The organism is Butyricicoccus pullicaecorum, assembly GCF_002160355.1.
Classification (GTDB): domain Bacteria; phylum Bacillota; class Clostridia; order Oscillospirales; family Butyricicoccaceae; genus Butyricicoccus; species Butyricicoccus pullicaecorum.
The window spans coordinates 254192-268176 of sequence record NZ_NFKK01000003.1 but is presented as its reverse complement, the minus strand read 5'-3'; the positions used below and the strand labels follow the sequence as shown (position 1 = coordinate 268176).

The 13985-nt window shown below is 52.9% G+C and carries 11 protein-coding genes; all 11 read left to right on the top strand.

Translation table 11 applies throughout. From position 1 onward, the window contains the following. Positions 1–19 precede the first annotated feature (19 nt). Positions 20–1447 (top strand): tRNA (N6-isopentenyl adenosine(37)-C2)-methylthiotransferase MiaB, encoded by a 1428-nt coding sequence (miaB, locus tag B5F17_RS04465; protein ID WP_087371248.1) that lies wholly within the window; start codon positions 20–22, stop codon positions 1445–1447. 23 nt (positions 1448–1470) lie between these two features. Next, on the top strand, positions 1471–4065 hold the full coding sequence (gene mutS, locus B5F17_RS04460; protein ID WP_087371245.1) for a DNA mismatch repair protein MutS: 2595 nt from the start codon (positions 1471–1473) through the stop codon (positions 4063–4065). A 21-nt stretch (positions 4066–4086) separates the two neighbouring features. Further along, positions 4087–6213, top strand: a complete 2127-nt coding sequence (mutL, locus tag B5F17_RS04455) for a DNA mismatch repair endonuclease MutL (protein ID WP_087371243.1) — start codon at positions 4087–4089, stop codon at positions 6211–6213. Positions 6214–6223: 10 nt separating this feature from the next. Beyond that, entirely contained in the window at positions 6224–7165 is a 942-nt protein-coding gene (miaA, locus tag B5F17_RS04450; protein WP_087371240.1) for a tRNA (adenosine(37)-N6)-dimethylallyltransferase MiaA, read from the top strand. 36 nt (positions 7166–7201) lie between these two features. Next, positions 7202–7447: an RNA chaperone Hfq gene (gene hfq, locus B5F17_RS04445; protein WP_016146591.1), complete on the top strand. Its 246-nt coding sequence runs from the start codon at positions 7202–7204 to the stop codon at positions 7445–7447. A gap of 17 nt (positions 7448–7464) precedes the next feature. Beyond that, positions 7465–8709, top strand: coding sequence for a biotin/lipoyl attachment domain-containing protein (locus B5F17_RS04440; RefSeq protein ID WP_087371237.1), 1245 nt, complete (start codon positions 7465–7467; stop codon positions 8707–8709). Further along, on the top strand, positions 8706–9452 hold the full coding sequence (locus B5F17_RS04435; RefSeq protein WP_242968701.1) for a YggS family pyridoxal phosphate-dependent enzyme: 747 nt from the start codon (positions 8706–8708) through the stop codon (positions 9450–9452). Before B5F17_RS04440 ends, B5F17_RS04435 begins: the two co-directional genes overlap by 4 nt. A gap of 37 nt (positions 9453–9489) precedes the next feature. Then, on the top strand, positions 9490–9957 hold the full coding sequence (locus B5F17_RS04430) for a cell division protein SepF (protein ID WP_087371234.1): 468 nt from the start codon (positions 9490–9492) through the stop codon (positions 9955–9957). A gap of 13 nt (positions 9958–9970) precedes the next feature. After that, complete coding sequence (locus B5F17_RS04425; RefSeq protein ID WP_087371231.1) at positions 9971–10243, top strand: YggT family protein; 273 nt, start codon at positions 9971–9973, stop codon at positions 10241–10243. 83 nt (positions 10244–10326) lie between these two features. After that, positions 10327–11133, top strand: a complete 807-nt coding sequence (locus B5F17_RS04420; protein WP_087371228.1) for a DivIVA domain-containing protein — start codon at positions 10327–10329, stop codon at positions 11131–11133. A 33-nt stretch (positions 11134–11166) separates the two neighbouring features. Then, positions 11167–13965, top strand: coding sequence for an isoleucine--tRNA ligase (gene ileS, locus B5F17_RS04415; RefSeq protein ID WP_087371225.1), 2799 nt, complete (start codon positions 11167–11169; stop codon positions 13963–13965). Positions 13966–13985 lie beyond the last annotated feature (20 nt).

The window sequence follows — 13985 nt, the reverse complement described above, 5'->3', positions numbered from 1 at the left end:
TCGGCAGAAAGGAAATTACATGCCAAATAACAAGACAGTTGTCTCGCAAGAACAGATTGCACATCAGTATGAATATATGCAGTTCATCGCCCGTATGAACGAGGACAAGGCACAGGTGCGTGGACAGCGCCCGAAAGCCTTCACCCAGACTTTTGGCTGCCAGCAGAACGAGGCAGATACCCAGCGGATCGCCGGCATGCTGGACGAAATGGGCTATGAAAAGACCGACCGTACCGAAGATGCCGATGTCATTGTCATCAACACCTGTGCGGTGCGTGAGCATGCAGAGAGCCGTGCGCTGGGCAATGTCGGCGCACTGTCTCATCTGAAGAAGGCACGTCCTGAGGTTACCATCTGCCTGTGCGGCTGTATGGTCCAGCAGGAGCACATGCCGGACAAAATCAAGAAGAGTTATCCGCAGGTCGATCTGGTGTTCGGTACCCATGCGCTCTGGCGTTTTCCCGAGCTGCTGTATCGCCGCTTGACCGGAGATAAGCGCGTCTTTGATACCAGTGGAGACGCGGCAGGCTATATCGCCGAGGGCTTGCCGGTACTGCGTGACGGCGGTACCAAGGCATGGCTGTCCATCATGTACGGCTGCAACAATTTCTGTACCTATTGCATCGTACCCTATGTTCGCGGCCGCGAGCGCAGCCGTGCACCGGAGGAGATCGTACACGAGTTAGAGCAGCTGGTCGCAGACGGCTATAAAGATATCACGCTGCTTGGTCAGAATGTAAACTCCTACGGTAAGGACTTGGACGAGCAGATCGATTTTTCTGACTTGCTCATGCGCCTGAACGAAGTACCCGGAGATTTCCTGCTGCGCTTTATGACCAGCCATCCCAAGGACGCTTCGCATAAGCTGTTTGATACCATGGCTGCCTGTGATAAGGTGGCAAAGCAGCTGCATCTGCCGTTCCAGTCGGGCAGCGATACCGTGCTCAAGCGCATGAATCGCGGCTATACTGCCGAGCACTATCGTGAGCTGATCGCATATGCACGCAGCAAGATGCCGGATATCACCCTGTCGAGTGATATCATCGTTGGATTCCCGGGAGAAACCGAGGAAGACTTTGAAAAGACGCGCACGCTGGTTGCAGAAGTTGGTTTTGACATGCTGTACACCTTCCTGTACTCCAAGCGCAGCGGTACACCTGCGGCAGAAATGCCCGATGACACCACGCACGCAGTTAAGCAGGCACGCTTTGAGCGTCTGCTCAAGACACAGGACGAGACGGTGCAGGCAAGACAGGACGCCTATCAGGGCAAGCGCCTGCGCGTTCTGGTAGATGGTACGAGCAAGGGGACCGAGTATCCGCTGACCGCACGCACCGAGGGTGGTCTGCTGGTCTGCTGTGCGGGTGATGACTTGAAGATCGGTGAGTTTGCCGATGTTGTGATTGAAAAAACTTCCCTGCGCTGCCTGTTTGGCCGAAGCGTATGAGACCGAGAAAAGAAGGAAAAAACATGGCAGAGCTAACCCCAATGATGAAGCAGTACTTCGAGATCAAGGAGAAGTGCCGCGATTATATTTTGTTTTATCGTCTGGGCGACTTTTATGAGATGTTCTTTGACGATGCCATTTTGGTCTCGCGTGAACTGGAACTGACGCTGACCGGCCGTGACTGCGGACAGGAAGAGCGTGCGCCCATGTGCGGCGTACCCTATCACGCCAGCGAAAGCTATATTGGTCGTCTGGTGCGCAAGGGTTATAAGGTGGCGATTTGCGAGCAGGTAGAAGACCCCAAGACCACCAAGGGACTGGTCAAGCGCGATATTGTGCGCATGGTCACGCCGGGTACGGTGATCGAGGCTTCCATGCTGGATGAACGCCGCAATAATTTCCTGTGTTGTCTGTTTACCGAGGGCGCTGCCGGCGGCGTATGCTTTGCCGATATTTCCACGGGTGAAGTATATGCGACCTCGACAACCACCGCAGGCGAACTGCTCAGCGAAGTGGGACGTTTTCTGCCCAGCGAGACCCTGCTCGGCGGTGATGCTGTGACCGATGCCTCGCTGCAAGGCTTTTTGAAAGAGCGTGTAGATTCTATTTTCTCGCCGCTCGATGCGCAGGCATTTGATGCAGAACAGGCGTATGCACTGGTTGAAACCCATTTCGGTGCGCAGGCAATTGAGGCCAACGGACTGGGGGAAAATGGCATTGTCGTGCGCGTACTGGGTGGCCTGCTGCACTATCTGGAGGAAACGCAGAAAGCCAGCTTGGGCGGACTGAATACACTTAACGTCTACCAGCAGGGTCAGTACATGGAACTTGACCTGACTGCACGGCGTAATTTGGAGCTGTGCGAGACCATGCGAACCAAGGAAAAGAAGGGTTCGCTGCTCTGGGTCATCGACCGTACCAAGACGGCAATGGGTTCGCGTATGATTCGTCAGTGGCTGGAAAAGCCGCTGCTTAATCCCTTGCACATTCGCAAGCGTCAGCAGGCAATCGGTGCACTGTGTGACGATCCGGTACTGCACTCTAATTTGACCGATGAGCTTGACCAGCTTTTTGATATTGAGCGTCTGATTGGCCGTGTGGTCTACGGCACGGCAAATTGCCGTGATCTGCGCGCCATGCAGACATCGCTCGAGCGCTTGCCGCTTATCAAGCAGCTGCTGTCTGAGCTGGATAAGATCCCGCTCGTGCACGAGTTGAACGAGCGCATTGATCCGCTGACCGATATCTGTGAGCTGATCGGCAGCGCCATTGTAGACGAACCGCCGGTTTCGGTGCGTGAAGGCGGACTGATTCGACCGGGCTTCCGACCGGAAGTTGACGATCTGCGCGGGCTGGCATCGGGCGGTAAGGGTAAGATTGCCGAGATCGAGCAGCGAGAGCGCGAGGCGACCGGCATTAAGGGACTCAAGATCGGATACAATCGCGTATTTGGTTATTATCTGGAAGTCACCAAGACCAATCTGGACGCAGTTCCGGAGCATTACATCCGCAAGCAGACGCTTGCCAATTGTGAGCGCTACATTACCGAGGAACTCAAACAGCTGGAAGGCCAGGTGCTCGGTGCACAGGAACGTCTGACCGCATTGGAGTACGAACTGTTCTGCGAGGTGCGTGAGCACGTTGCAGCGCAGGTACACCGCATCCAGCGCACGGCACATGCGCTGTCCAATATCGACGTACTGGCAGCGCTGAGTGATTTGGCAGCCAATGAGCATTATGTATGCCCGGAGGTGGATTTCTCCGGACGGATTGATATTAAGGATGGCCGTCATCCGGTTGTCGAGAAGATGCTGCGCGGCGGTCTGTTTATTCCGAACGATACGCTGCTCGATCAGGATGACAACCGTGTTGCTGTTATTACCGGCCCGAATATGACAGGTAAGTCCACCTATATGCGTCAGGTTGCTCTGATCACTATTTTGGCGCAGATGGGTTCGTTTGTACCAGCGGCTTCGGCGCGTATCGGTATTGTGGATCGTATTTTCACCCGTGTCGGTGCATCGGATGACCTTGCAAGCGGCCAATCTACGTTTATGGTCGAGATGAGCGAAGTTGCAGATATTTTGCGCGGTGCAACGCGCAATAGCCTGCTCATTCTGGACGAAATTGGACGCGGTACATCCACTTATGATGGTATGTCCATCGCCCGTGCTGTTGTCGAGTATGTCGCTGATAAAAAGCGCATCGGTGCACGCGCCCTGTTTGCCACCCATTACCACGAACTGACCGCACTGGAAGATCTGGTGGATGGCATTAAGAATTACAATATTGCTGTCAAAAAACGCGGCGATAACATTACATTTTTGCGTAAGATTGTGCGCGGCGGCGCAGATGACAGCTACGGTATTGAGGTTGCTGGTTTAGCTGGTGTGCCCAATCCGGTCATCAAGCGTGCCAAGCGTATTTTAGCCGATCTTGAGAGCAATACGCCCAAGGTTGAAGTGCATGCAGTCGCGGATAGTGAACCTGCGCAGGTATCGCTGATGGATTTGGGAACCAATGCGGTTGCCGACCGGCTGCGCAGCATGCAAATTGAGACCATGACGCCGATTGAGGCGATGACCGCACTGTATGAGCTCAAACAGATGCTCAGTTAAAGAGAAAGGAGGCTGTAACCCATGCCGATCATTCATGAATTGTCCGATCATCTGGCCGACTTGATTGCGGCTGGTGAAGTTGTAGAGCGTCCAGCCTCCGTTGCCAAGGAGCTGGTCGAGAATGCAATCGACGCGCACGCAACACAAATCACGGTAGAGATTGAGAACGGCGGCATTTCTTACCTGCGTATCGCAGACAATGGCTGTGGTATGTCACCAGAGGACGCACCCATTGCGTTTCGCCGCCATGCGACCAGTAAGCTGAGAACCGAGGATGACCTGTCCGCGATTGGAACGCTGGGATTTCGCGGTGAGGCGCTGGCAGCCATCGCGTCGGTTTCTCGCATCGACCTGTTTACCAAGCAGGCGGATACCCTTGCAGGTGTGCATCTGCACTTGGAAGCGGGTGAGATTCTGGAAAATGAGGAAGCTGGCTGCCCGAACGGTACGACCATCATTGTACGGGATATTTTTTACAATACCCCGGCACGTATGAAGTTTTTGCGCAAGGATTTCACCGAAGCAGGCTATGTCGTCGGTGTTGTCCAGCATGCAGCACTGTCTCATCCCGAAATTGCATTTACCATGATTCGAGATGGCAGACAGGTTTTTGCAACGCCGGGCAATGGCAAACTGATTGCACCGGTGTTCTCGGTGTTCGGCAAGGAGATGACGGCAAACCTTATTGAGGTACCCGCATTTTCTCGCGGAAGCCTTTCGGCCTGGGGCTATATCACCAAGGCACATGCCGGACGTCCCAATCGCTCTATGCAGCACTTTTTCGTCAATGGACGCTATGTCAAGTCGCGTGTCATGCAGGCGGCCATGGAAGAAGCCTATCGCAATAAGCTGATTACCGGCAAGTATCCGTCGGGCGTTATGTTCCTGACGCTGCCGCTGCACATGGTCGATGTCAACGTGCATCCGGCGAAAACCGAGGTCAAATTTGCCGAGGAAAAGGCAGTCTTTGACGTGGTCTATGTGGCTTGTAAGAATGCACTCGAGCAGGATGACAACGTACCCGAGATCAAGGCGCATGCGGAAAAGAAACCGGCTCGCGAAGATCATCTGACGCAGGAGCAGCAGCGCATGACCATGCCGCAGCCGACAGCTGCCAAGCCGGTTGAGGAAAAAACAGTTTCCGCTCCGGTTACGCCGCCTGTGCAGGTACAGGAGCAGCCCAAGGTCGAAATCAAAGCAGAACCTGTTATTTCGACCGTTACACCGATGCCTGAGCGTACGGCGCCTGCACCGGTCGAAAAGCCTGAGCCGCAGCCCAAGCCGAGCAAACCGGAAAAGTATCCCGTTACCGATTCGTATTCTCTGATGGGACGCACGGTAAAAGTGCATTCTCTTTATGCATCCAAGGCGGCAGAGCTAGGAACAGGAAAGTTCCCGCTGCATCAGAACAGGATTAAACAGCCGTATGTCAATGCAGACGACGAGGATGGTTTGGACTGGGATTACCTGCCGCAGCTGGTGATTCCCGGAGATGATCGAGACCGCTCACCGGCGGCTGAAACCGTCTCGGTACAGCCTGAGCCGCAGCCTGAAACCGAGGCGCAGCCGGTCATTCCGGAACATAGTGCCCGTGTGCTTGGAGAGGCGTTCCAGACTTATATTGTGGCAGAAGACGACAAGGGACTGCTCCTGATCGATAAGCATGCAGCACATGAACGCATGATTTTTAATCGTCTGCGTGCAAGCGTGGATATTCCGAGACAGGAACTTCTGACACCTGTGATTGCCGAAGTGACCGCACCTGAATACGCAGCACTCAGCGAGCAGCTGGAGCGCATTCGGGAGATTGGTTTTGATATCGAGCCCTTTGGACAGAATAGCTTTGCCATTCGTGCCATTCCGGCTTATCTGGACAGCGGTGCAGTACAGGAGACGGTCACCGAAATGGCGGATAAGTTGATGAACAATCGGACACCGGTACCCGATCGTCTGGACGATGTCATCCATACCGTGTCGTGCAAGGCGGCAATCAAGGCGGGTATGACAACATCGCTGGCTGAACTGCAAGACTTCTGCAATCGTGTACTGGAAGATTCGGACGTTGTCTGTTGTCCGCATGGCCGACCGGTCACGGTGCGTTTAACCAAGTATGAGCTTGACAAGATGTTCAAGCGCGTCAATCAGTGAGGAGACCGATATGCAAAATAGGCTGATTTGTATTACGGGGCCAACGGCAAGCGGTAAGACCGCGCTGTCGATTGCGCTCGCACAGCGTCTGCAAACCGAAATTATCTCCTCGGATTCCATGCAGATCTATCGAGAGATGGATATTGGAACAGCTAAGCCGACGGCGGCAGAACAGGCTGCGGTACCGCACCACATGATTGACATTGTCGACCCAGGTGAACCGTTTTCGGTTGCTCGATATGTCGAACTGGCCGATCAGTGTGCACAGACGCTGCTGCAAGCGGGCAAAATCCCGCTCATAGTCGGCGGTACGGGATTATACCTGGACGCGCTGATTGAAGGCAGCGCATTTCCCGGAGATGAAACCGACCACTCAATCCGTGAGAAGTACGAGCGTATGGCACGGGAGCAGGGAAACGAAGCGGTACATGCTTGTTTGCAGCAGGTTGATCCTGTGGCAGCTGAGCGCCTGCATCCGAATAACCTCAAGCGTGTCATTCGCGCGCTGGAAGTGTTTGAGCAGACTGGATTGACGCTTGACGCATTCAATCAGCAAAACAAACGACCGGAACCTAAGTATCAGGCGATTAAAATTGGTCTGTGTCCCTCCGATCGAGAGATTTTGTATGCACGCATCAACCAGCGGGTCGATCAGATGCTCGAGGAAGGACTACTAGAAGAAGCCGAGCACCTGTTCCGGGAAGGAAAGCTGACTGGTACAGCGGCGCAGGCGATCGGCTATAAAGAACTGGCCGACTACTTTTCCGGAAATGGTTCGCTGGAGGAGTGCGTTGAGATTCTCAAGCGACGCACGCGCAATTATGCCAAGCGGCAGCTGACCTGGATCAAACGCGATCCGACGGTCTTCTGGCTGACTTATGATGCGGGTGCGGATTTTGAACAGGTGCTTCAGCGTTCGACAGATTATCTTGCGCAGCAGGGTATACAATGATTCCATAATTTTATACAATTATGGAGGGAATATCTTGTGAAAAACGATATCAATTTGCAGGACGCTTTTTTGAATGTCGTCCGCCAGCAGGGCCAAGTGATTACGGTGATTTTGATGAACGGTTATCAGATGCGCGGTATTATTCGCGGTTTTGACAGCTTCATTGTAATCCTGGAGAGCGACGGCCGGCAGCAGATGGTTTATAAACACGCGATTTCGACGATGATTCCCAGTCAGCGAGTCGAATTTTATACTCGCCGGGAGGAGCGTGCGTCGAACTAGACAAGGAGACTCTGGTTGTGGGAAAACAATCTATCTGGAAACGGATTAAGCCTGCGAATGTGATGGTCGCAGTATTGACCGTGGTCGCTGTGGCTTATTTGATCGTGCAGTGCGTAAATTCCATGCAATCCAACATTGAGACGACGCCTGCGGTCTATGTGACGATGGATGAATCGATCTCGGCAGAGGGATGGTTTGTGCGCGATGAGACGGTGGCCGAGGGTACGTCAAGCAACTCGGTCAAGCACATCGTTTCAAACGGCGAAAAGGTACAGGATGCGGCAGCGCTTGCGATTGTGTATGAAGATGAGAGCATCATGGAAGCCAGCCGACGGATGGAAGAAATCGACAATGAGCTGAGCTTGCTCAATTCGGCGGTACAGTCGGTCGATAATTACACCAATGACAATACCAAGCTCGACCAGCAGATTACGCGAGAGATGCAGCAGCTGGCAGTCCGGGTGGACGACGGCATGTTGTCCGACGCTTATGAGACTGCAACCGAGCTGCGCAAGCTGGCGCTGCGCAGAAATGCATCCTCGCTGGATGTGGCATCCATCAAGTCGCAGATTGTTGCGCTGGAGAATGAGAAGAAGCAGCTAACCGGACAAGCTTCCGGCCGCAGCAATACCATCAGCGCGCCGGCTTCGGGATATTTTTCCGAGGTTGTAGACGGCTATGAGGAAATTCTGACTCCGGAAAAGGTCAGAACCATGCAGCCGGAGACCTTCAAGCAGCTGACCGAGCAGAAGGTCACGGCACCGACCGGAAAGCTGGGTAAGGTAGTCAGTGGGTTTACCTGGGACTTTGCGACCGTTTTGAGCGAAGAGAATGCCGCACGCTTGTCAGTTGGACAAAAGGTAACGCTCAAATTTTCGCAGATCTCAGCGAATGCCGATGCCGAAGTGGTAGCGATCAATTCCAGCAAAGAGAGCGGGGAAGCGCTCGTTGTTTTCCAAAGCCAGATCATGAACGGAGAACTGGTCTCCATTCGACAGCAGAAGGTCGATATTGTGGTGGCCACACATTCGGGACTGCGTGTTCCGGTTTCTGCGATCACGATGAATGACAAGGGCGAGACGGGTGTATTGATCCTGACCGGAAATACGGCTCGTTTTAAGTACATTGATGAAAAGAATTCGTACAAGGGTGAACAGTATTACATCGTTCCCAAGGGAACAACATACAAATACCTGCTCATGAATGACGAGATTGTCATTCATCCGAGCGGTTCGAATAATTTGAAGGTGATTTCATCATGATGACAGAGACAGAACGCAGTACATTGGAAGAACGCCTGCATGACGTACAGCAACGGATTGCACAGGCAGCCCGCGCGGCTGGACGAGATCCGAAGGAGGTACTTCTGGTTGCGGCGACCAAAATGAACGACGCAGAGCGCGTGCAGGCCGCAATCCAGGCAGGACTTACGGCCTGCGGCGAAAACCGCGTGCAGGAGCTGTTAGAAAAATATGAGCAGGGTGCGTATCAAGGTGCAGACTTGCAGTTTATCGGCACCCTGCAAAGCAATAAGGTAAAATATTTGCTTGGCAAGGTCTCGCTCATTCAGTCGGTTAGTTCGCTGAAACTGGCAGAATGTATTGCAAAAGAGGCAAAAAAGCGTAATATGTGCCAAGATATTTTGCTGGAAGTCAATATTGGACGGGAAGAGGCGAAAAGCGGATTTCTGGTAGAGACACTGGATTCTTCGCTGGAAGCGCTTTCCAAATTCCCTGAAATTCACATCCGCGGATTGATGGCCATTCCACCGATTCCAACAGGCACAGACAAAAATTCGCGTTATTTTGCAGAAATGCGACAACTCTTTGTTGACATATCGGCAAAAAAATACGATAATGTATCTATGGACTATTTGTCTATGGGTATGACTGCTGACTTTGAAGAGGCGATTCGGTTCGGCGCAAATATCGTGCGCGTCGGTACGGCGATCTTTGGACGGCGGCCTTATCCGGTAGGCACCGGTCTGTCAAGGGAGATCCAATAAAAAAGAATTAAAGTTATCCACAAAGGAGTTTTGGAATATGGCATCGATCAAGGGTTTTCTCGATTGGGTAAAGGGCGAGGACATGGAAGAGAATTTCGACGATTTCGCCCCCGTACAGCGTGAGGAAACGCTGGAGGACGATCAGCCCGCTGAGGAGTCCTCTTACAATAGCGCATCCACTTCGTCGGCTGCAGGCCGCCGCAACAATGTTGTAAACATCAACACCACGGCTCAGCTGGCGGTTGTTCTGGTTAAGCCCGACCGCTTCGAGAATGCTGCGGAGATCGCAGACCATCTCAAGGAGAAGCGTACGGTTGTACTCAATCTCGAGCAGACCAATAAGGATGTTGCCCGCCGCCTGGTAGACTTTTTGAGCGGTGTTGCATACGCACAGGAAGGTAAGATTAAGAAGGTCGCAAACAGCACGTTCATCATCACCCCCTATAACGTAGATATTCTGGGTGATCTGATTGATGAACTGGAGAACAACGGACTTTACATCTGATTGAAGGAATAGCGTGTTTAACTATTTTGTCATTTTGGTAATACAGCTCATCAGAATCTTTGAGTTTTTGATGTTTGCTCGGGCGATCTTTTCCTGGTTCCCGCAAGTGCGCGGCAGTAAGATCAGTGAGTTGCTGTATCTGGCAACCGAGCCGATCGTTATGCCGTTTCGTTCGCTTTTGGATCGCGTGGATGCGTTCCGCGGCATGATGTTTGACATCCCGTTTCTTTGCGGGTTCATGTCGCTGATGATTGTGGAGCGTATCCTATACAGTCTGGTCATATAACAAAGTGAGGTGGCTGGGGGTACTCCGGCCATTTTGCCTTGCAGGAAACAGATTCACTTCATGTATTTCGGAGGATAAAAACTATGCTGACGGTTCAGGAAATTCAGGCATTGACTTTTGAAAAAGCAATGTTCAACGGATATGACCCGAAATCTGTTGACGAGGTGATCGAGCAGATCACCGAAGACTATGCAGCAATGCAGAAGGAGAATGCCGCGCTCAAGGCCAAGATGAAGGTGCTGGTCGACAAGATCGATGAGTATCGTTCGGTTGAGGACGGTATGCGCCGTGCACTGGTTTCGGCACAGGGTATCGCACAGGAAACCCTGGATAAGGCCAAGCTGGAGGCACAGCAGATCATTGACGAGGCGAAAGAAAAGTACGAAGTACGCGTCAAGGAGCTCAAGGCTGAGATCGTAGCCGAGGAGCAGCGTCTGGAAATCGCCAAGAAGAATAACGCTGATTTTCTCAGCAAGATGACGGCTGTTTACGAGGCGCAGAAGAAGATTCTGGTCAAGCTCGCTGCCGCACCCGAGCTGCAGCCGGCAGAGCCGACTGTGGAGAGCGCAGAGGCTGCAATGCCGGTCGCTGAGGACACAGCAGAGCCGGCTGTGACCGAGAATGCACCGCAGGCTGTTGAGGAAGCAGCTGCTCCGGCTGCTGCACCCGAGCAGGTCAAGGTTCCGCGCAATGAGGAGCTGCCTGAAGAGGTTAAGCAGTACGTCGAGCTTCAGAAGGAAAAGAAGTTTACGATTTCTGAAGTGAACCTTGCGTCGAGCAGACAGCATGGCGTCAACTCGGATACCCAGCGTCTGCATGAGCAGGCAACTGCACGATTCGATTTCGGCGAGCTGAAGTTCGGTGCGGACTACAAGCCCGAGAACGATTAAGAGAGAAACAAACGAAAGGACGGACACGGTACAATGCCGCAGGATTATAACGAGACAATCAATCTGCCCAAGACCGACTTTCCCATGCGGGCAAATCTGCCCAAGAGAGAGCCTGGCTTCCTGGCAGGTTGGGAGCAGGACAACAACGCGCTTTATCATGCGCTGATGAAGAAGAACGAGGGTAAGCCGCTTTTCGTGCTGCACGACGGCCCTCCGTATGCGAATGGTAATCTGCATATGGGTCATGCCCTCAATAAGGTACTCAAGGACTTCATCGTTCGATACAAGAACATGGCAGGTTTCTATGCCCCCTACGTACCCGGCTGGGATACGCACGGTCTGCCGATCGAGCGTCAGGCAATTCAGGCGTATGGCATGGATCGCGATAAGGTATCTGTATCGGAGTTCCGCCAGAAGTGTGAGGAGTTCGCTCGTAAGCACGTTAACACGCAGCGTGAGCAGTTTAAGCGTCTGGGCGTTATCGGCGATTGGGAGCATCCGTACCTGACCCTGACCCATGACTTCGAGGCGAAGCAGATCGAAATCTTCGGCGAGATGGCCAAGAAGGGTTATATCTATAAGGGCCTGAAGCCGGTTTACTGGTGCCCGCATGACGAGACCGCACTGGCTGAGGCTGAGATTGAGTATCAGGACGAGCCCTGCTCTTCGATCTATGTTAAGTTCGCGGTAACCGACGATAAGGGTGTTATTGAAAAGGCAATCGGTACCAAAGAGAACGTCTACTTCGTAATTTGGACGACCACCACCTGGACTCTGCCCGGCAACCTTGCAATTTCGGTCAATCCGTTCTTTGAGTATGATCTGGTTAAGGTACCCAATGGCGAGATCTACGTTCTGGCGAAGGAACTGGTCAACAGCGTTATGCAGGCTGCTGGCATTGAGTCCTGGGAAGTTCTGGCGACTCTGCTGGGCTCTGATCTGGAAATGATGAAGACCCAGCATCCGATCATGGATCGTGAGTCTGTAATCATCACCGGCGAGCATGTTACGCTGGATGCTGGTACCGGCTGTGTTCATACCGCACCTGGCTTCGGTGCAGACGACTTCATTGTCTGCCAGAAGTATAATATTCCGATCATCGTTCCGGTTGATGGCAAGGGCTATGCAACCGAGGATGCCGGCAAGTATGCTGGTATGTATTACGAGAAGACCACCCCGATCATTCTGGATGATCTGCGTGCATGCAATGCACTGCTCGCAATCGAGGATATCGTTCATAGCTATCCGCATTGCTGGCGCTGCAAGAACCCGATCATCTTCCGCGCAACCGAGCAGTGGTTCTGCTCTGTCGATGCGCTCAAGGATGACGCGGTTAAGGCTTGCCATGAGATCACTTGGCTGCCCGGCTGGGGCGAGGAGCGCATGACCTCCATGATCATGGAGCGCTCTGACTGGTGTATTTCCCGTCAGCGTATCTGGGGCGTTCCGATCCCGATCTTCTTCTGCAAGAAGTGCAGTAAGCCGCTGGTCAATGAGCAGACTATCAAGCTGGTATCCGATCTGTTCCGTGAGAAGGGCTCGAATGCTTGGTTTGAGATGGATGCAAGCGAGATTCTGCCGTCCGACATTCATTGTGAGTGCGGCTGCGGTGAGTTCGATAAGGAAACTGATACCATGGACGTATGGTTCGACTCCGGTTCGAGCTGGGCAGCAGTCATCGAGCAGCGTGAAGGCCAGCCCATCCCGGTTGACGTATACCTTGAGGGTAACGACCAGTACCGCGGTTGGTTCCAGTCTTCTATGCTGACTGCGATTGCAACCAAGGGTATTGCACCGTATAAGACGGTCATCACCCATGGTATGATCGTTGACGAAGAGCGTCAGAAGATGTCCAAGTCTCTTGGCAACGGCATCAGTCCGCAGGAGATTCTGGATCAGTATGGTGCAGATATTCTGCGTCTGTGGGTATCCTCGGCAGATTACCGTCAGGACATGCGCATTTCCAAGGAAATGTTCAAGCATCTGGCACAGAACTACCTCAAGATTCGTAACACCGCTCGTTACATTCTGGGTAACCTGGAAGGCTTCGATCCTAAGACTGATATGGTTGCATACAACGATCTGTGCGAGCTCGATCGTTGGGCACTGATGAAGCTGAATGATCTGGTTGCAAAGGTCATCAAGGGCTACGACGACTATGAGTTCCATGTCGTTCTCCATGCAATCCATAACTTCTGTGTCGTTGATATGTCCAACTTCTACCTGGATGTTATCAAGGATCGCCTGTACTGTGAGGAGAAGAATGGCGTACTGCGTCGTTCGGCTCAGACCGCAATGTACGAGATTCTGGATGCACTGGTGCGCATGATTGCACCGATTCTGTGCTTCACCGCTGACGAGATCTGGCAGGCAATGCCGCATCGTGACGGCGATGACGCTGCAAACATTGTTCTCAATGCAATGCCTCAGGTAAATCCGGCATGGGCATTTGCAGAGGAAGCTTCCAGCAAGTGGGACAAGCTGATCGCACTGCGTGACGATGTCAACAAGGCACTGGAAGAGGCTCGTAAGAACAAGGTAATCGGTAAGCCGCTGGAGGCATGGGTCACTGTCTATGCCGACGATGAGACGGCAGCTCTGCTGGAGACCGTACCGGCTGATGAGCTGGCTGCACTGTGCATCGTTTCCAAGCTGCGTGTCATCCGTGGAAACGGCGAGGGCATGCAGGGCGAGAACCTGCCGGTTCAGATTGCAATTGAGCGCGCTTCGGGCGATAAGTGCGAGCGCTGCTGGATGTATGTCGATTCGATCGGCCAGGATTCCAAGCATCCGACGCTGTGTGCACGCTGCGCCGCGGTTGTAGGCGAATAAAATATTGAAAATAAAAGGAC

Coding starts and splice junctions, on each gene's coding strand:
- miaB (WP_087371248.1), top strand. CDS start 20: ATGCCAAATAACAAGACAGTTGTCTCGCAAGAACAGATTGCACATCAG.
- mutS (WP_087371245.1), top strand. CDS start 1,471: ATGGCAGAGCTAACCCCAATGATGAAGCAGTACTTCGAGATCAAGGAG.
- mutL (WP_087371243.1), top strand. CDS start 4,087: ATGCCGATCATTCATGAATTGTCCGATCATCTGGCCGACTTGATTGCG.
- miaA (WP_087371240.1), top strand. CDS start 6,224: ATGCAAAATAGGCTGATTTGTATTACGGGGCCAACGGCAAGCGGTAAG.
- B5F17_RS04435 (WP_242968701.1), top strand. CDS start 8,706: ATGATGACAGAGACAGAACGCAGTACATTGGAAGAACGCCTGCATGAC.
- B5F17_RS04430 (WP_087371234.1), top strand. CDS start 9,490: ATGGCATCGATCAAGGGTTTTCTCGATTGGGTAAAGGGCGAGGACATG.
- B5F17_RS04420 (WP_087371228.1), top strand. CDS start 10,327: ATGCTGACGGTTCAGGAAATTCAGGCATTGACTTTTGAAAAAGCAATG.
- ileS (WP_087371225.1), top strand. CDS start 11,167: ATGCCGCAGGATTATAACGAGACAATCAATCTGCCCAAGACCGACTTT.